General features: G+C 65.0%; 16 protein-coding genes. 14 read left to right on the forward strand and 2 right to left on the reverse strand.

Annotated elements, in window-relative coordinates:
- The first annotated feature begins 23 nt into the window (after positions 1 to 23).
- A complete protein-coding gene (locus QYR03_RS01735) occupies positions 24 to 677 on the forward strand; it encodes a DUF624 domain-containing protein (RefSeq protein WP_259850639.1) in 654 nt (217 codons plus the stop codon).
- Between the two features lie 210 nt (positions 678 to 887).
- On the opposite strand, the gene QYR03_RS01740 is transcribed toward QYR03_RS01735, so the two are convergent.
- Positions 888 to 1,634, reverse strand: a complete 747-nt coding sequence (locus QYR03_RS01740; RefSeq protein WP_301712366.1) for a CBS domain-containing protein — start codon at positions 1,632 to 1,634, stop codon at positions 888 to 890.
- A 14-nt stretch (positions 1,635 to 1,648) separates the two neighbouring features.
- Positions 1,649 to 2,539: a neutral zinc metallopeptidase gene (locus QYR03_RS01745; protein ID WP_259850645.1), complete on the reverse strand. Its 891-nt coding sequence runs from the start codon at positions 2,537 to 2,539 to the stop codon at positions 1,649 to 1,651.
- A gap of 229 nt (positions 2,540 to 2,768) precedes the next feature.
- Between QYR03_RS01745 and aspS the strand changes: the two genes are divergently transcribed.
- The 13 genes from aspS to QYR03_RS01810 all read left to right on the forward strand — a co-directional run bounded on the left by aspS (position 2,769) and on the right by QYR03_RS01810 (position 17,949).
- Complete coding sequence (aspS, locus tag QYR03_RS01750; protein WP_301712443.1) at positions 2,769 to 4,607, forward strand: aspartate--tRNA ligase; 1,839 nt, start codon at positions 2,769 to 2,771, stop codon at positions 4,605 to 4,607.
- Between the two features lie 57 nt (positions 4,608 to 4,664).
- The gene (locus QYR03_RS01755; protein WP_301712367.1) at positions 4,665 to 5,828 is read left to right on the forward strand and encodes a phosphotransferase; all 1,164 of its coding nucleotides are present in this window, start codon (positions 4,665 to 4,667) and stop codon (positions 5,826 to 5,828) included.
- Positions 5,825 to 7,255 (forward strand): replication-associated recombination protein A, encoded by a 1,431-nt coding sequence (locus QYR03_RS01760; protein ID WP_301712368.1) that lies wholly within the window; start codon positions 5,825 to 5,827, stop codon positions 7,253 to 7,255. The genes QYR03_RS01755 and QYR03_RS01760 overlap by 4 nt, the downstream gene beginning before the upstream one ends.
- 126 nt (positions 7,256 to 7,381) lie before the next feature.
- Positions 7,382 to 10,054, forward strand: a complete 2,673-nt coding sequence (gene alaS, locus QYR03_RS01765) for an alanine--tRNA ligase (protein ID WP_259850651.1) — start codon at positions 7,382 to 7,384, stop codon at positions 10,052 to 10,054.
- Between the two features lie 126 nt (positions 10,055 to 10,180).
- The gene (gene ruvX / locus QYR03_RS01770) at positions 10,181 to 10,720 is read left to right on the forward strand and encodes a Holliday junction resolvase RuvX (protein WP_259850653.1); all 540 of its coding nucleotides are present in this window, start codon (positions 10,181 to 10,183) and stop codon (positions 10,718 to 10,720) included.
- Between the two features lie 3 nt (positions 10,721 to 10,723).
- The gene (mltG, locus tag QYR03_RS01775; RefSeq protein ID WP_259850655.1) at positions 10,724 to 11,878 is read left to right on the forward strand and encodes an endolytic transglycosylase MltG; all 1,155 of its coding nucleotides are present in this window, start codon (positions 10,724 to 10,726) and stop codon (positions 11,876 to 11,878) included.
- Between the two features lie 9 nt (positions 11,879 to 11,887).
- Complete coding sequence (locus QYR03_RS01780) at positions 11,888 to 12,748, forward strand: shikimate dehydrogenase (protein WP_259850656.1); 861 nt, start codon at positions 11,888 to 11,890, stop codon at positions 12,746 to 12,748.
- A gap of 120 nt (positions 12,749 to 12,868) precedes the next feature.
- Positions 12,869 to 13,306, forward strand: coding sequence for a prepilin peptidase (locus QYR03_RS01785; RefSeq protein WP_301712369.1), 438 nt, complete (start codon positions 12,869 to 12,871; stop codon positions 13,304 to 13,306).
- A gap of 12 nt (positions 13,307 to 13,318) precedes the next feature.
- On the forward strand, positions 13,319 to 14,539 hold the full coding sequence (gene aroC / locus QYR03_RS01790) for a chorismate synthase (protein WP_301712370.1): 1,221 nt from the start codon (positions 13,319 to 13,321) through the stop codon (positions 14,537 to 14,539).
- A gap of 175 nt (positions 14,540 to 14,714) precedes the next feature.
- On the forward strand, positions 14,715 to 15,230 hold the full coding sequence (locus QYR03_RS01795) for a shikimate kinase (protein WP_301712444.1): 516 nt from the start codon (positions 14,715 to 14,717) through the stop codon (positions 15,228 to 15,230).
- A 51-nt stretch (positions 15,231 to 15,281) separates the two neighbouring features.
- The gene (gene aroB / locus QYR03_RS01800) at positions 15,282 to 16,343 is read left to right on the forward strand and encodes a 3-dehydroquinate synthase (RefSeq protein ID WP_301712371.1); all 1,062 of its coding nucleotides are present in this window, start codon (positions 15,282 to 15,284) and stop codon (positions 16,341 to 16,343) included.
- A 76-nt stretch (positions 16,344 to 16,419) separates the two neighbouring features.
- On the forward strand, positions 16,420 to 16,857 hold the full coding sequence (gene aroQ, locus QYR03_RS01805; RefSeq protein ID WP_301712372.1) for a type II 3-dehydroquinate dehydratase: 438 nt from the start codon (positions 16,420 to 16,422) through the stop codon (positions 16,855 to 16,857).
- Complete coding sequence (locus QYR03_RS01810; RefSeq protein WP_301712373.1) at positions 16,858 to 17,949, forward strand: Xaa-Pro peptidase family protein; 1,092 nt, start codon at positions 16,858 to 16,860, stop codon at positions 17,947 to 17,949.
- Positions 17,950 to 18,018 lie beyond the last annotated feature (69 nt).

Raw genomic sequence — 18,018 nt, forward strand, 5'->3', positions numbered from 1 at the left:
CCCACGGCGCCGGTGAGGCAGACATGCAGGTGTTCAACCCGGATTCGAAGTTCATGGCGGCGTTCACGATGCTGGCCGACATCGTGATCGTCAACATGCTCTTGGTGGTCACGTCACTACCTGTGGTCACCGGTGGTGCCGCCCTGCGGGCCGCCAACGCCGTGGTCGGGGACATGGTGCAGGGGAGAGGTTCACGGCCCGGGCTAGCGTTCATCCGTCAGCTGACACACGCGTGGAAGCCTGCAACTTTCTACTGGCTGATCCTCCTGGCCGCCGGGGCGTTTCTCACGTACCAGCAGTTCGTCGTCTTTCAGGCCGGCATCGATGGGGCAGCGCTCACCGTGATTCAAGCGCTCGCCTTGGCGGGGGCGTTCATCATCGCCGGGATCAGCGTGTGGTTCTTCGCTCTGGCATCTGTCGGTACGGGCAGCACAGGTGCCGGCAGGTCTCCTGCTCCGGGATTTGCCCAGCTCGCCGCATTGTCGATCCAGCACACATTCCGATTCCTCGGCCGCACCGTAGCCGCGGTGGCGGTGGTGGCCGGGGCGGTGTGGGTCGTCGTCAAGCTGCCTCTCGCTTTCTCGGTGCCGCTGGTGTTCTTCTTCGGGCCTGCGGCGGCGCTGTATCTCGTGCGGCTCGTACTGGCGGCGCCACTCGGACAGGAGCTGGGGGACTAAAGACCGGGCTCAGGTAGGTGTTCGGTCCTGCCGGTATATGGGTGAGTTTGGGGGCGGGTCTGGGGGCTGGTGAATCTGTTGTCGTAGCCGGCATGGCTCGAAGCTTATAAGCGCTGTTCAAGGAGTTTTGAAGCCCCACGGCCTGCGACCGAAATATGAACAGATTCACCAGGAGCCAGAACCGAGGCCTGTGCTGAAAACTGTCGCGGGCTAGACAGCGTCGAAAAGCGCGGGAAGGTTCGACGGCGTGACGACGCACAGCGGCTGCTGGTTGTCGTGCCCGTGCTCGGTGATGATGACTAAGCGCGGCAAGGTCTGCTTCGCACAGGGGGATGTGAGCGCGGCGATGACCTCTGCCGCGGTGGACGTCCGGGGAAGGAAAACAGCCTGGTCCTTGCGCTCGTTGAAGGTGAGGAGGTTGCGGATCTGCGGGTGGCGGACCGTGTCGTCGCCGTTGAGCTCGGACGCGAGCCAGCGGGCGATCGTGTTCGTGGTCAGCACACCGACGCACTGCTTGCCCTCGTAGATCGGGAACTGGGAGATGCCGGTGTCGCGGATCACGTGGAGCGCCTCGTGCACGTCCTCGTCGGGAGAGAACGTGATCACGTCTTGGTGCCCGATGACGTCGGTGGCCAGCGGCGGGTCGAGGAGCTGGTCGCGGATCGCCTCGATCTCCGCCACGGTCTCGGGCAGCGGCTCGGCGATGGGGCGGAAGTCCTGGTACTCACCGTGGCTGATCGCGTTGCGCAGGCCCGCGAACTCTTTGAGGTCGTTGGCCTGGGCGGTCGTGACGATGTGGCGTTTCTCGGCTTTGGAGACCATCCAGTTGAAGCTGTCGGACTTCTTAGCGTCCAGAGCTGAACGCAGAAATCCCTCAATCTCGTTGAACGCCGCGAGGAAGGGTACGGCTCGGTTGCGGGGTGCGCCGGTCTCCTCCGTGCTGGTCTCTCCTGTCATCGTTCCGGCGGCTTCTAGCCCTTGTACACGCCGCGGTTGAGGGTGTCGCACTTAGCCATGGAACCGCTGTCGTAGCCGGACATGAACGCCTGCTGGCGCTGTTCGGAGGAACCGTGCGTCCAGGCATCGGGGTTGACCTCACGGCCGGACTCTTGCTGGATGTGGTCGTCGCCGATCGCGCGGGCGGTGTCGATCGCCTGCTTGAGCTGGTCTTCGGTGATGGGCTCCAGCAAAGCATCCTCGCCCTTGTCGGCGCGGGAGGCCCAGATACCTGCGTAGCAGTCGGCCTGAAGCTCGATTGCCACGGCCGCCGAGTCCTCGCCCGGGTTGTTGTAGTCGCTCAAGCCCAGCGTGCCTTCCAGCTGCTGGATGTGGTGGCCCCACTCGTGGGCGACGACATACATCTGCGACAAGGAACCGGAGCTGCCACCGAGTTGCTCGAGCTGTTTGAAGAAGCTGGTGTCGAGGTAGATGTGCTCGTCGCGCGGGCAGTAGAACGGGCCAGTGCTTGACGACGCGTTGCCGCACCCGGTCTGCACACTGTTCTCGAACAGCCGCAGGCCGGGCTCGTGGTATTCGACATCGGCCTGCTCCGGGAGGACTGCCGGCCACACGATATTCAGCGAGTCGGCCATGGCGGCGGCACGACAGTCGGCGTACTCGTTTACGGCGCCGTCGGCACTGCAGTGCTCCAGCGAGTTCTCGCCGCTCTGCTCCTGGGCTTGCTGGCCGGAGTCGGTGGGGGTGAGTCCGCCGCCGCCAAGCAGCAGGTAGAGGGCGATGAGGACGAGCGTGCCGATGCCGCCGCCACCGATCATGATGGGCATGCCGCCCCCGCCGCCGCGGGATCCCCGGCTTGTACTGACTCCACGCCCGGAAGGCGTCACACCGCTCTTGAAGGTCATGGGCCAAATCATGCCATATCTGTGCCTTATCTGTTTCTCGATATGTTTCATGCGGCGGCGACCTCGCAGAGAGCGCGCCGTGGGCTGGGCTGCGCGGGAAGCTGCCGAGGAAGATCGCGGAAAGATACGGAAAGATACGGACGCGGAAGGAGACGGGTGCGGCGTATTCGGTAGACTCACGTGAGTTGAGCAATAGATATACGACACGTGGAAGGACGTGGAGGACACCGTGCTGCGCACTCACCTTGCAGGGGATCTCCGTAAAGAAATGGACGGCCAGACCGTCACGCTGACCGGTTGGGTCGGCCGCCGCCGCGACCACGGCGGCGTCATCTTCATCGATCTGCGCGACCGGTCCGGTTACGCCCAGGTGGTCTTCCGTGAATCCGACGTGGCGGAGGCCGCCCATGACCTGCGCAGCGAGTACTGCGTGAAGGTCACCGGCGTGGTCGAGCCGCGCCCGGAGGGTTCCGCCAACCCGAACCTCGCTTCGGGCGAGATCGAGGTCAACGCGACGGAGCTGACTGTCCTGTCGACGTCTGCGCCGCTGCCGTTCCAGGTGGAGGATTTCTCCTCCAGCGAGGTCGGCGAGGAAACCCGTCTGCGCTACCGCTACCTGGACTTGCGCCGTGAGCGCCAAGCGGATGCGCTGCGCCTGCGTTCCAAGGCGAACAAGGCGGCGCGCGATGTGCTGAACCGCCACGAGTTCGTCGAGATCGAGACACCGACGTTGACGCGCTCCACCCCGGAGGGTGCCCGTGACTTCCTCGTCCCGGCGCGTCTGCGTCCGGGTTCTTGGTATGCGCTGCCGCAGTCCCCGCAGCTGTTCAAGCAGCTGCTCATGGTGTCCGGCATGGAGCGCTACTACCAGATCGCACGCTGCTACCGCGACGAGGATTTCCGCGCTGACCGCCAGCCGGAGTTCACCCAGTTGGATATTGAGGCGAGCTTCGTCGACCAGGACGACATCATCGAGCTCGCGGAAGAGATCCTGGTGGAGCTGTGGAAGCTGATCGGCTACGAGATCAGCACCCCGATCCCGCGCATGACGTACAAGGAGGCCATGGAGAAGTACGGCTCCGATAAACCGGACCTGCGCTTCGACATCCAGTTGGTGGATTGCACCGAGTTCTTCAAGGACACCCCGTTCCGCGTGTTCCAGAATGAGTACGTCGGCGCTGTGGTCATGGAGGGCGGAGCTTCCCAGCCGCGCCGCCAGCTCGACGCATGGCAGGACTGGGCGAAGCAGCGCGGCGCAAAGGGCTTGGCCTACATCCTCGTGCAGGAAGACGGTGAGCTCACTGGCCCGGTGGCGAAGAACATCACCGACGAGGAGAAGGCGGGCATCGCAGCCCACGTCGGCGCGAAGCCGGGTGACTGCATCTTCTTCGCCGCGGGAGACACCAAGTCCTCCCGTGCGCTGCTCGGGGCGGCCCGCGGCGAGATTGCGAATAAGCTCGGCCTGATCAAGGAAGGCGACTGGGCGTTCACCTGGGTCGTCGACGCGCCGCTGTTCGAGCCGGCTGCCGACGCAACGGCTTCCGGCGATGTGGCTCTCGGCCACTCCCAGTGGACCGCGGTGCACCACGCGTTCACCTCTCCGAAACCGGAGTACCTGGACACCTTCGACAAGGAGCCGGGCGAGGCGCTGGCCTACGCCTACGACATTGTCTGCAACGGCAACGAAATCGGTGGCGGCTCCATTCGTATCCACAACCAGGATGTGCAGAAGCGCGTCTTCGACGTCATGGGCATCACCAACGAGGAAGCGCAAGAGAAGTTCGGCTTCCTGCTCGACGCGTTCTCCTTCGGTGCGCCCCCGCACGGCGGCATCGCCTTCGGTTGGGACCGCATCGTCTCCCTGCTCGGTGGCTTCGATTCCATCCGCGATGTCATCGCGTTCCCGAAGTCGGGTGGCGGCGTCGACCCGCTCACTGACGCTCCGGGCACCATCCCTGCCGCACAGCGCAAGGAGACCGGTGTGGACTTCAAGCCGGAGAAGAAGGATTCTGGCGCTGAAGCTGGTGCTGGTGCAAGCGCCGAAGCCAGGGCCAAGGCGGAGAATTAAAGGGACGGAGGCCGGCCGGAGCCAGGGACATGTGCGCCCTGGGCTGGTTGCCTAACCATGCTGGACACCCAAGAAATCATCGCGACTGCCGAGGCGGTCTTGAACCACCGCTACGGTGGTCAGCAGCAGCTCACCGAACCAGAGGAGCTCAGCGGGACTGGCGCCACGACGGTGCTGCGCCTGCGCGTGGCCAACAATCCGGTCTTCCCGCACCGGTCGGTCGTGGTGAAGTACTCGCCGCAGGCGAACGATGCGATTGACGATGCCGCTTTCATGAGGGAAGTGGTGGCGTACCAGTTCACGACGTCGCTAAGCGAAGATGTGCGCCCCGGTCCTGTGCTGCTCGGCTACGACATTGAGCGCCGCACGCTGATTTTGTCGGATGTGGGCAACAGCGAGACCTTCGCTGACCTGCTCGAGCAATCCGACGATGAAGCGCGGGTGCGGCTCCTCCGGAATCTGGGTACGTCGCTGGGCAAGATGCACGCTGGTACCGCGGGTGCGGAGACGAGCTTCAATATCCTGCTCGCCCGCATGGTGCGCTCGATCGACGGGGCGCGCGAGATTCAGATTCAACGCGAAGCGATGCTGGAGAACCGCATCCAAGAAGGCGTGGACATCATCCGTGAGGCAGGCATCGAGATGCCGGCCGATGTCGCGGCTGTCGCCGACACGGTGCAGGTGCGCATGCTGCACGGCGGGTCCCGCGCGTTCACGCCTTTCGATCTTTCGCCGGATAACATCGTCTTCGCCGAGCGGGCGCAATTCCTCGACTACGAGTGGGCAGGTTTCCGCGATGTGGTCGCAGATATCGCCGGCGTGATCGCGGGTTTTCCGCAGTACATCTCCGCGCGCCCGATCAGCGAGGAAGAGACAGCAGTCTTCCTCGAGGCGTGGGTGGCCGAGGTCGGCGGTGTGTGGCCGTCGGTCCTCAACCCTGAAACGCTGCAGGCCAGGATTACCGCGGCGCTCGTCGGCTGGTCGTTCTTCAGCGCGTCGTTGCTTGAGTACACGCGCAGCGTCGCTGGTGGCGCGATTGAGGGCGGAAACTCCGCCGGCGCCGGGATGACGATTGACCCAGACGAGGCGGAGGCGCGCGCCATCCGCCGCGATGTCGCGGGCACGTTCGACGCGTTGGCGCGCTACGCAGACACTGGTACGGAACCCACATATGCGGTGGTGGCGAACTTTGCCCGCCGTGTGGTGGAGTGGCTGGTATGACGCAAGGCGGACTGTTCACGGATCCGGCAGGTGCGGGCAGCACAGGCAGTCCGGGCCAGTCCGGTTCTGGCGGGGGAGCCGCCGCATCTCGTGGAACAGCCTTCTTTGATGCGGGGTCCGCAGCGCCGCTCGCCGCGCGGATGCGCCCGCGCACCCTGGACGAACTGGTGGGGCAGGAGCACCTGCTCGGGCCGGGGCGGCCGCTGCGCCGGCTGGTCGAGGGATCCGGGGAAGCGTCGGTGATTCTCTATGGCCCGCCGGGCACCGGCAAGACGACGATCGCCTCGCTCATCGCAGGTGCCATGGGGCAGAATTTCGTCGGTTTGTCCGCGCTGTCCTCGGGAGTCAAGCAGGTGCGCGAGGTGCTCGAGGCAGCGAAGCAGGACCTTGTCCGCGGCCAGCGCACCGTTTTGTTCATCGACGAGGTGCACCGCTTTTCCAAGACTCAGCAGGACGCGCTGCTCGCCGCGGTGGAAAACCGCACGGTGCTGCTTGTCGCGGCGACGACGGAGAACCCGTCGTTCAGCGTGGTCGCACCGTTGCTGTCCCGTTCCCTCCTGCTCAAACTCGAGTCCCTCGGCAACGACGAAATTGGGGTGGTGCTCGACCGGGCGGTCGCCGATGAACGTGGACTGGGCGGCGAAATAACGCTCAGCGGCGACGCACGCGAGCAGCTCATCCTGCTCGCCGGAGGCGATGCCCGCCGCGCGTTGACCTACCTCGAGGCGGCGGCCGAGGGGGCTGCAGCCAGCGAGGGGGAGGGCAATTCCGGGAAAAAGGAAGTGACTCTTGATGTCGTCCGGAACGCCGTAGACCGTGCGGTGGTGCGCTACGACCGCGACGGCGACCAGCACTACGACATCATCTCCGCCTTCATCAAATCCATCCGCGGCTCCGACGTCGATGCGGCGCTGCACTACCTCGCCCGCATGATCGAAGCAGGGGAGGACCCGCGTTTTATCGCCCGCCGCCTGGTCATTCACGCGTCAGAGGACATCGGAATGGCGGATCCGACCGCACTGCAGACCGCGACAGCGGCGGCGGAAGCGGTCCAGTTCATCGGCATGCCGGAAGGGCGCCTGCCGCTCGCGCAAGCCACCATCCACCTCGCCACCGCGCCGAAATCGCCGTCGGTCATCCAGGCTATCGACGGGGCGCTCGCCGATGTCCGCGCCGGCCGGTCCGGTGTCGTCCCTCCACATTTGCGCGACGGCCACTACGAAGGCGCGAAGAAGATCGGGCATGCCGTCGGCTACATCTACCCGCACGACGATCCCCGCGGCGTGGTGGAGCAGCGCTACATCCCGGAAGGGCTCGACGAGGCCCGCTACTACCAGCCGACCGACCACGGGGCGGAAAAGCGCATCCAGTCGTATTCGGAACGGCTGCGGGAAATGGTGCGGGGCAGCGGGGCGGAACGTCGATAAGCATGCCCCGTGACTGCGTTCTGCGCGCGTTCCGTGCGAGCTGGTGACCGTGAGTGCGCCTGGCGCGGGTAAGGTGAAACGGCGAGAAACGCACTGTCAACGCAACACATATTTAAGGATTCCTCTGTGCAGACCCATGAGATCCGCGACCGGTTCACATCGCACTTTGTCGAGGCCGGCCACATCGCCGTTCCCAGCGCTTCGCTGATCCTCGACGACCCCACCCTGCTCTTCGTCAACGCCGGCATGGTGCCGTTCAAGCCGTACTTCCTGGGGCAGCAAAACCCGCCGTTCGAGACCGGTAAGGCCACCTCGATCCAGAAATGCGTGCGCACCCTGGATATCGAGGAAGTGGGCATTACCACCCGCCACAACACGTTCTTCCAGATGGCGGGCAACTTCTCCTTCGGCCAGTACTTCAAGGAAGGCGCGATCACCCTCGCCTGGGACCTTCTGACCAAGTCCCAGGCAGACGGCGGCTTCGGGCTCGACCCGGACCGCCTCTGGGTCACCGTGTTCACCGACGACGATGAGGCCGCCGCGATTTGGCGCGACAAAGTCGGTGTCGCAAACGAGCGCATTCAGCGCATGGGCATGGAGGACAACTTCTGGTCCATGGGCATTCCGGGCCCGTGCGGGCCCTGCTCCGAGATCTACTACGACCGCGGCCCGGAGTACGGTGCCGACGGCGGTCCGGTCGCCGACGACAACCGGTACATGGAGATCTGGAACCTCGTGTTCATGGAGTCCATCCGCGGCGAAGGGGACAAGAAGGGCAATTTCGACATCGTCGGCGAACTGCCCAAGAAGAACATTGATACCGGCCTGGGCATCGAGCGCCTGGCATGCCTTCTGCAGGGTGTGGACAACGTCTACGAGACCGACCTGCTCGCCCCTGTGATCACGGCGGCCGAGGAGCTCACCGGGACGAAATACGGTGCCGGCAACCAGTCCGACGACGTGCGTTTCCGTGTCATCGCCGACCACTCCCGCACCGCGATGATGATCATTCTCGACGGTGTCACCCCGTCGAACGAGGGCCGCGGCTACATCCTGCGCCGCCTGATGCGCCGCATCGTGCGCTCCGCCCGCCTGCTCGGCGCGACAGGCAACACGCTGGAGACGTTCATGAACACGATCATGGACACGATGACCCCGTCCTTCCCGGAGATCGCCGACAACCGCGAGCGCATCCTGCGCGTCGCCATCGCCGAAGAGAAGGCCTTCCTGAAGACCCTCGAGTCCGGCACCACGCGTTTCGACGAGACGGCGAGCGCGCTGAAATCGTCCGGCCAAGAGACGGTCCCCGGTGAGAAAGCTTTCGAGCTGCACGACACTTACGGTTTCCCAATTGACCTCACTCTGGAGATGGCGGCGGAGGCCGGCCTAGACGTGGACATGGACGCGTTCCACGCGGCGATGGACGAGCAGAAGCAGCGCGCCAAGGCCGACAACAAGGCGAAGAAGCACGGCAACATCGACGAATCCCTCTACCGCGAGTGGATCGACGGCCACCCGACCGAATTCGTCGGCTTCACAGAGCTGTCCCACGAGGGAAAGGTCCTGGGTTTGGTCCGCGGGGGCGAGAAGGTCGGCGAGGCCGCGCAGGGCGACGAGGTCGAGGTCATTCTCGACGTTACCCCGATGTACGCCGAAGGCGGCGGACAGCTCGCCGACCGCGGCCGCATCGTCGTAGGCGACACGGTGCTGGACGTCCACGACGTGCAGAAAGTGGGCAACAAGAAGCTCTGGGTGCACAAGGCGACCGTGGCCAACGGCGGCCTCGATGTCGGCCAGACCGTGCGGGCGGAGGTGGACCCGACGTGGCGCCACGGCGCCCGCCAGGCGCACACCGCGACCCACTTGATCCACGCGGCACTGCGCCAGGTGCTCGGCCCGACCGCCGTCCAGGCGGGTTCCATGAATAAGCCGGGCTACCTGCGCTTCGATTTCAACTACACCGAGCAGCTGAGCCCGGAGCAGCTAGAGGAAATCGCTGCCATCACCAACCAGGCCGTCGACGCGGACTTCGCGGTGAACACCTTCGAGACGTCCCTGGACAAGGCCAAGGAGATGGGTGCAATGGCGCTGTTCGGCGAGAACTACGGCGATGAGGTGCGCGTCGTGGAGATCGGTGGCCCGTTCTCCATCGAGCTGTGCGGCGGCACCCACGTGGAACACTCGTCGCAGATCGGCCCGGTGGCCGTCCTCGGCGAGTCGTCCGTCGGGTCCGGCGCACGCCGCATTGAGGCGTACTCGGGTCTGGATTCCTTCCAGTACTTCTCCAAGGAAGCCGCGATCGCGAACCTGCTCGCCGGCGAGATGAAGACCCCGTCGGAGGACCTTCCGGAACGCGTCGCCCAGCTCACTGAGCGTCTCCGCGCCGCCGAGAAAGAGATCGAGAACCTGCGCAAGAAGGAGCTCGCCAACCAGACCGGTGAACTGGTCAACAAGGCGGAGGAGATCGGTTCCTTCCGCTTCCTGAGCGTGAAGCTTCCCGACGGCACGAGCGGCGGCGACCTGCGTACGATCGCCACGGACCTCAAGGGCCGCTTCGGCGATACTCCGGCTGTGATTGTGCTGGCAGCAGAAGCGGGCGGCAAGGTCCCGTTCGCAGTGGCCGCGACCAAGGCCGCCGTGGACGAGGGCGTCAAGGCCGGCGAATTCGTCGGCGCATTCGGCCAGTACGTCGGCGGCAAGGGCGGCGGTAAGCCGGATCTCGCGCAGGGCTCGGGATCGGACGCCGCTGGCGTCGAGGCAGGTTTCGCTGCCCTCCGGGAACGCATTTCGCAGATATAGGATAGGCTTCAACAAGGTCACGAATTGATTACGTGACACGCCCTGCCTGTGGTACAACGGCAGTGCCTCCGGGCACTACCGTGGAAACGACGGTGTATTCAGCAAAAGTAAAGGTTCCCGCGCACGATGAAAGTTCATCCGGACAACCCCGGGGTCGACGACCCCGGCAACGGCCGCCGCATCGGTCTCGATGTCGGCACCGTCCGGATCGGCGTTTCATCCTCGGACCGCGATGCGCGGCTGGCCACTCCCGTGGAGACAGTCAAGCGCGTCACCGGGTTCAAGGACCGCGATGGCGAGGATATCGAACGCCTGCTGGAAATCATCGACGAATATGACGCTGTAGAAGTCGTGGTGGGGCTTCCCCGCGACCTCAAGGGCAACGGATCGTCCAGCGTGAAGCACGCCAAGGAGATCGGGTTCCGGATTTCGCGCCGCAGCGATGTTCCGGTCCGGTACGCCGATGAGCGTCTCACCACCGTCGAGGCAACGCATGCGCTGCGTGCCTCTGGCGTGAGTGAGCGCGAGGGACGTTCCGTCATCGACCAGGCCGCGGCCGTGGCCATCCTTCAGTCTTGGCTGGACGGACGTAAGAACTACCGCGAGGAAACCGCGCCCGAGCAGTCGGCCAGCGCGGATCCGTCGCCACAACCCAAGGAGACTTAAAACGTGAGCTCGGCAACCTCGTCTCAAGGGCGCACCCGCGGAGTCGCGGTGTTGGTCGCGTCGATCTTGCTGATCATCGGCGCTGTCGTCTACATCGCATTCGCCCGGAGCAACTCCACCGGCAGCGATTTCAAAGGCGCCGGTAACGGCGTCGAGCAGATCGTTGAGATTCCGGAGGGCTCCACCCTCTCGGCTATGGGTCCCGCGCTGACGGATAAAGGCGTCGTCCGTTCAGACAAAGCATTCCAGAATGCCGCGATGGCGAACTCGGATGCGGACAACATCCAGCCGGGCTTCTACCGCCTGCAGGAGAAGATGAGTGCCGACGAGGCCGTCAAGGCCCTGCTCGATCCCGCCAACAAGGTGGACATGCTCAAGATCCCCGGCGGCGCCACGTTGATGGACGTCAAGGTCGTCGGCGGCGACACGCGCTTCGGCATCTTCAGCAGCATCTCGTCGGTCTCCTGCGGCTCCGAAGGGGAGAAAGACAGCTGCGTGAGCGTGAAGGAGCTCCACGACGTGGCCGCCAATTCCGATCCGGTGGCGCTCGGTGTTCCGCAGTGGGCGGTCGACCCGGTCAACGCCCACAAAGGCGACCCCAAGCGCCTTGAGGGCCTGATCGCCCCGGGCGAGTACATCGTCGACCCGAACGCGGATGCCCAGACGATTCTTACGGACTTGATCAGCCGTTCCACAGAGAAGTACAACAGCACCGACATCGTCGGACGCGCCCAGGCGATCGGCTTGAGCCCCTACGACCTGCTGACCGCTGCGTCGCTTGTGGAGCGCGAAGCACCGGAGGGGGAGTTCGACAAGGTCGCACGCGTGATCCTCAACAGGCTCAAGGAGCCGATGCGCTTGGAGTTCGACTCGACGGTGAACTACGGCCTGGAGTCGGTGGAGCTGGCCACCGGCGACACCGACCGCAAGAAGGTCACCCCGTGGAACACGTACGCCAAGGACGGCCTGCCGGAGACTCCGATCGCATCGCCGTCGGAGGAGGCGATCCAGGCGATGGAGCACCCGGCCGAGGGCGCGTGGCTGTTCTTCGTCACCGTCGACGACAAGGGCACCACGATCTTCAGCAACACGTTCGAGGAGCACCAGGCGAATGTTCAGCAGGCATACGACTCCGGAATCCTCGATTCCCAGCGTTAGAGCAACGCGATGAGCACAGCAGTCAGCGTCGAGCATAAAGCTGCAGTCCTGGGCAGCCCGGTCGAGCATTCTTTGTCGCCGGTGCTGCACAGCGCCGGCTTCGAGGCCGCGGGCCTGGAAGGCTGGACGTACGAGCGCATCGAGTGCGATGCAGAGCGGCTCCCCGGTCTAGTCGGGGAGGCGGGGGACGAATACCGTGGTTTCTCCGTGACCATGCCCGGGAAGTTCGCTGCGCTGGAATTCGGCGGCACTGTCACGGAGCGTGCACAGGCGATCGGTTCGGCGAACACCCTCGTCCGCGAAGGGTCGACGTGGCGTGCGGACAACACCGACTGCGAAGGAATCGCGGGGGCGCTGGAGGAGCTCGTCGGCACGCACACACCAATCGGCCATGCCCTTGTCATCGGCGCCGGCGGAACTGCCCGGCCGGCGCTGTGGTCGCTGGCGGAGCGCGGTGCCGAAAAAGTCACGGTGCTCAACCGCTCCGACCGTTCGGCCGAGCTGCTGCCGTTGCTGGACGGCGTTGAGACGGAATTCATCGATTTCGAGCGAGACCTGGAACCGCTGGCGATGAGCGTGGATCTGATCATCTCCACCGTCCCTTCAGCGGCGCTATCCGGACGTGAGAAGGAGCTCGGGCACGCGCCGCTGCTCGACGTCATCTACAACCCCTGGCCCACGCCTCTGGCGACCCGCTGCGCGTCAAACGGCCACCTGACCGTCGGCGGCCTAGTCATGCTCGCGTGCCAGTCTTATTCGCAGTTCGAGCAGTTCACCGGTGTCCCCGCTCCGCGCGAAGAAATGCGCGAAGCCCTCTTCCGCCACGTCGGTTGGGTGGCACCCACTGGAGTGACGCGGAAGAACCGGTAGTAGCGGTGAAGCCGGTAGAGCCCTGGAACTCCGCCACTGCTTCGCTAGATAGCGCCGTTGCGCATTAGAGTGCGCACCCCGCCTGTGCGGTCGGGCGGCCACTGTTCTAGGTTGAGCGTCATGGGGGAGATCTCGGTGGGGGCCGTTGCCGTGAGCTCGGTGTTGTGCGCGGCGGCGGCGATCTGGACGGTGGCGCTCATCGCGGTGGACGCGGAAGAACGTCGGCTGCCGGACGTGTGGACTTTGCCGGTGGCGGGTGCCGCGGCCGCCGCGTGCGTCGCCGTGCCGGCAGGGGCGGCCGGGCTCGTCTGGCCGCTGGCGTACGCGGTTGCTGGAAGGGGAATTGGCGGGGGAGACGTGAAGTTGGCGGTGCCGCTGGGGGTGGTGCTCGCGCTTCTTGGGGGAGTCGGCGCTGTTCTCGCCGGAATGTTTCTGGCCAGCATGTTCACTGTTCTGGTGCTGTTGGCCCGGCGGAAGAAGACGATGGCGCACGGGCCGTCTATGCTCGCCGCGGCATGGCTGGTGGGTATTGCTAGCACTTTCCTGTCACCGGTATGAGACAATGCCTCCATGCTTCGTTGGACTACCGCAGGTGAATCCCACGGTCAGGCGCTTGTCGCACTGGTCGAGAATATGCCGGCTGGGGTCACCGTCTCCGCGGAAGAGATCGGTCACCAGCTCGCCCGCCGCCGTCTCGGATACGGGCGCGGCGCACGCATGAAATTCGAGCAGGACGAGTTGACCCTGCTGACCGGTGTCGTGCACGGAAAGACCATCGGCAGCCCGATCGCCATCATGATCGGGAACACCGAGTGGCCGAAATGGACGACGATCATGTCGCCGGACGCGCTCGACTACGACGACCCGGAAGTGGCGAAGGCGATGAATTCGGGCCGCGGTGCGGCGCTGACCCGGCCGCGCCCGGGCCACGCGGATTTTTCCGGGATGGTCAAGTACGGATTCGATGCGGCACGTCCGGTGCTGGAGAGGTCGTCGGCACGCGAAACCGCGTCCCGCGTTGCGGCCGCCACGGTAGCGCGGTCATTCCTGCGTGAGGTGCTTGGCGTCGAGGTCTACTCGCACGTGATCTCCATCGGCGCTTCCGAGCCGTACGATGGCCCGTCCCCGTCGTTCAGCGACAATGACGCGATCGACGAGTCCCCAGTCCGCGCCTACGGCAAGGATGCGGAGGAGTCCATGATCGCCGAGATTGAATCGGCGAAGAAGGCGGGAGACACACTCGGCGGAATCGTGGAGGTCATCGTCGACGGCCTGCCGATCGGATTGGGCTCCCACGTCTCCGGCGAGACCCGCCTCGACGCGCAGCTCGCCGCTGCTTTGATGAGCATCCAGGCGATCAAGGGCGTCGAGATCGGCGACGGTTTCGAGGAGGCCCGCCGCCGCGGTTCGGAAGCCCACGACGAGATCCTCCGCGATGAGAATGGCGTTCACCGCGCAACGAACCGCGCGGGCGGTCTTGAAGGCGGCATGACCAACGGCGAGCAGCTCCGCGTCCGTGCGGCGATGAAGCCGATCTCCACAGTCCCGCGCGCGCTGCAGACACTCGACATGGCGACGGGGGATGCAGCCACCGCCATCCACCAGCGTTCCGATGTCTGCGCCGTGCCCGCCGCCGGAGTCGTCGCCGAAGCCATGGTCGCGCTTGTGCTTGCACGTGCGACGTTGGAGAAATTCGGCGGCGACAGCGTGGAAGAAACGAAACGCAACGTTGAAGCGTATAAGCAGTACGTGTCTGAGCGTCTCGCGTTTGGAGGAAACAACAATGACTAACTCTGTGGCACAGCCCCAGCCGCAGCCGAAGCCGCGTCCGCAGCGCCCCGCGCGCTTCCCGGCCACCGCTGGTACTCCCGACCCGTCCACGGCGCAGCACGGCCGAATTTCCAATGTCGCGGAACCGGTCGGCTCGCACGGTGATGCCGCTGCTTTCGGTGCGCCGGAGGAACCCGTGGTCCACGGTTCGCCGCGCGTTGTTCTGGTCGGCCCGCCCGGCGCCGGCAAGTCGACAATCGGCCGCCGTCTCGCCCGCGCCATGAACCTGCCGTTGGTCGATTCGGACGATCTGATCGCCAAGGGTGAGGGAAAACCCACCGGCGAGGTCTTCAGTGATCTGGGGGAGGAGCGCTTTCGCGAGGTTGAGGCAGAATACGTCGCTCGTTCGCTGGCATCCGGTGGAGTAGTCAGTTTGGGCGGTGGGGCAGTGCTCACCGAGTCCACACGGAGGCTGCTCCAGGCGCACAACGTTGTCTGGATCGACGTCTCCGTTGAGGAAGGCGTGCGCCGCACCTCCGGCAACGATTTCCGCCCAGTGCTCAATGCCGACGATCCCGTGGCGCATTACCGTGCGCTGCTCGAGTCCCGTGAGCCCTTCTACCGGGAGGTGGCCATGCACCGTGTGCGTACCGATTCCCGCCCGCCGCAGCGGCTCGTCGCTGAGATTCTCTCGCTGATCGACACCCTCTAGCCCCCACAACGTTCACAACCCCGAGAGCCCACAGCAAGGAGCGCCCCCCTCATGGCCGAGATTCAGGTCGCAGGACCGTCCCCGTACACCGTCCGGATCGACCACGGGCTGGACGGCCAGGTGGCGCAACGCATCGCTGAGTCAGGTGCGCGTCAGGCACTGATCGTGCACCAGGAACCGCTCGCGGGTGCGGCTGAGGCGCTCCGTGCGCGCTTGGAGGGCGTAGGCCTCAGCGCGGCGTTGGCTCCGATTCCGGATGCGGAAGACGGGAAATCGCTCGCTGTCGCCGGGCAATTGTGGGACACACTCGGCGAGAAGAATTTCTCGCGTCAGGATGCTGTCGTTGGCCTTGGCGGGGGAGCCGCCACCGATCTGGCTGGTTTCATTGCCGCCACGTGGATGCGCGGCATCAAGGTCGTCCAGGTTCCCACCACATTGCTGGCGATGGTCGACGCCGCCGTCGGCGGAAAGACCGGCATCAACACTGCCGCAGGCAAGAACTTGGTCGGTGCGTTTCACGAACCGGATTCCGTGTTCATCGACCTCGACCGCCTGGATACCCTGCCGGAGGCGGAGTTCGTCTCCGGCTCCGCCGAGATCATCAAGACGGGGTTCATCGCTGACCCGGTGATCCTGGACATCTACCGCGCGGGAGGCAGCGTGCCCACCGACAAGATCGCGGAGCTCATCGAGCGTTCCGTCGCGGTGAAAGCTTCGGTTGTGACACAGGACCTGAAGGAGTCCTCCCTGCGCGAGATCCTCAACTACGGCCACACTCTCGGTCACGCCATCGAGAAGCGGGAAGACTACCGCTGGCGCCACGGGAACGCGGTGGCGGTCGGAATGATGTTCGTCGCAAAGCTGGCGCGCAACCGCGGGCTCATCGGGGACGATGTGGTGGACATGCACCGCGAGATCCTCGAAGCAGTCGGTTTGCCCACGACCTACGAGGTGGGTGCGTTCGATGAGCTGTACGAGGGCATGACGCACGACAAGAAGAACCGCAACGGGCAGATCAGGTTCGTCGCCCTTGACGGGATCGGCAGCACCACCCGAATCGAGGATGCGGGCATCGAGGAGCTGCGCACCGCGTACACTGAGCTTTCACAGTGAGCACCGGCCGTGCCTGGCCCGGTGACAAATCAAGACTGAGTCTCAGCGCGACGCTGAGCGGCGAGGAGGCCCCGACGTGAAGATCCTGGTGCTCAACGGCCCGAACCTGAACAGGTTGGGCAAGCGGCAGCCGGAGGTGTACGGCACGACCACGTTGGCGGACATTGAGAGTCACCTGCGCTCGCGCGCCGAGGAGGCGGGCACGGACATTGCGTTCTTGCAGTCCAACCACGAGGGCGAGCTTATCGACGCCGTGCACGAGGCCGCCGACAATTCCTGGCCCGTGATCATCAACCCCGGCGGCTTCACCCACACCTCTGTGGCGCTGCGTGACGCTCTGGTGGAGCTGCAGGACGGCCCCGGCTTCATAGAAGTCCACATCTCCAACGTCCACGCACGTGAACCGTTCCGCCACCACTCGTACCTTTCGCCGATTGCCGCCGGCGTCATCGCCGGGCTCGGCACCGACGGCTACGACATGGCGCTCGACTACTTCCTGAGGAGGGCTAAGTAAATGAGCTTTGCAGATTCCCGCTTTCTCACCCGCCGCCGCAAACTGTCCGCGAAGCTCGCGGCTCAGCGGATCGACTCGTTCCTGCTCACGGACCCCACGAATGTGCGCTATTTCTCCGGTTTCAGCGGTTCCAACGGCGCGCTGCTGATGAACAAGGACCTCTCGGCCGCGATCGCCACTGACGGCCGGTACACCACCCAGATCGCCGAGGAAGTCCCCGACATCGATGCGATCATCGAGCGTGAGGCAGGCACCGCGGTCCTGGCGACAGTGCCGGAAGGGTGGCGCGTCGGCTTCGACCCCACCAGGGTGACGGTGGACGAGCTCGAGCGGCTGGACAAGGCCACACCCGATTCGGTGGCACTCGTCCCAGTGAAGGGTGTGGTCGAGCAGATCCGGCTGCTCAAGGACAGCTTTGAGTTACACCGCCTCGAGGACGCCGCGAAGATTGCCGTTGACGCGCTCGCGCAGCTTATCGACGCCGGCGAGCTGCGTGCCGGCCGCACCGAGAAAGAGGTCGCCGCCGACCTCGAACACCGGATGCGTTTGCTCGGTTCGGAGCGTGTCAGCTTCGACACCATCGTCGCGTCGGGGCCGAATTCGGCGCTTCCGCACTACGCCGCCGGGGACCGTGAGCTCACCGATGGGGACCTGGTCACCATCGATTTCGGCGCGCACTACGTCGGCTTCAATTCGGACATGACCCGCACGTTCTGCATAGGTGAACCGAGCGACTTCAACCGGGAGATCTACGAGATCGTCCTGCAGGCGCAGAAAGCCGGTGTCGCCGCCGCGACACCGGGCCGCCCGCTCGTCGACGTCGATAAGGCCTGCCGTGACATCATCACCGAGGCTGGCTACGGCGATTATTTCGTGCACTCCACCGGCCACGGCATCGGGCTGGAAGTGCATGAGGGGCCGGCCGCGTCGACACGCGCTCAGGGCGTGCTCGAAGAGAACATGACGCTGACCATTGAGCCCGGCATCTACGTGCCCGGCAAGGGCGGCGTGCGCATCGAAGACACCCTGATCATCACCTCCGGTGCGCCGAAAGTGATCACGCCCGCGCCGAAGGAACTGACCATCCTGTAGGTAAACCCGGGGCTATGACCGTGCGGCCCAGCGCGGGCCGTGGTGTAGCATAGCCATGTTTGAATCACC

Source organism: Corynebacterium sp. P4-C1 (assembly GCF_030503595.1).
Lineage (GTDB): Bacteria > Actinomycetota > Actinomycetes > Mycobacteriales > Mycobacteriaceae > Corynebacterium.

What these genes read in the sequence shown, in the direction of transcription:
- QYR03_RS01735 (WP_259850639.1), top strand. Translation starts at nt 24, where the DNA reads ATGCAGGTGTTCAACCCGGATTCGAAGTTCATGGCGGCGTTCACGATG.
- QYR03_RS01740 (WP_301712366.1), bottom strand. Translation starts at nt 1,634, where the DNA reads ATGACAGGAGAGACCAGCACGGAGGAGACCGGCGCACCCCGCAACCGA.
- QYR03_RS01745 (WP_259850645.1), bottom strand. Translation starts at nt 2,539, where the DNA reads ATGACCTTCAAGAGCGGTGTGACGCCTTCCGGGCGTGGAGTCAGTACA.
- QYR03_RS01755 (WP_301712367.1), top strand. Translation starts at nt 4,665, where the DNA reads ATGCTGGACACCCAAGAAATCATCGCGACTGCCGAGGCGGTCTTGAAC.
- QYR03_RS01760 (WP_301712368.1), top strand. Translation starts at nt 5,825, where the DNA reads ATGACGCAAGGCGGACTGTTCACGGATCCGGCAGGTGCGGGCAGCACA.
- ruvX (WP_259850653.1), top strand. Translation starts at nt 10,181, where the DNA reads ATGAAAGTTCATCCGGACAACCCCGGGGTCGACGACCCCGGCAACGGC.
- QYR03_RS01780 (WP_259850656.1), top strand. Translation starts at nt 11,888, where the DNA reads ATGAGCACAGCAGTCAGCGTCGAGCATAAAGCTGCAGTCCTGGGCAGC.
- QYR03_RS01785 (WP_301712369.1), top strand. Translation starts at nt 12,869, where the DNA reads ATGGGGGAGATCTCGGTGGGGGCCGTTGCCGTGAGCTCGGTGTTGTGC.
- aroC (WP_301712370.1), top strand. Translation starts at nt 13,319, where the DNA reads ATGCTTCGTTGGACTACCGCAGGTGAATCCCACGGTCAGGCGCTTGTC.
- aroB (WP_301712371.1), top strand. Translation starts at nt 15,282, where the DNA reads ATGGCCGAGATTCAGGTCGCAGGACCGTCCCCGTACACCGTCCGGATC.
- QYR03_RS01810 (WP_301712373.1), top strand. Translation starts at nt 16,858, where the DNA reads ATGAGCTTTGCAGATTCCCGCTTTCTCACCCGCCGCCGCAAACTGTCC.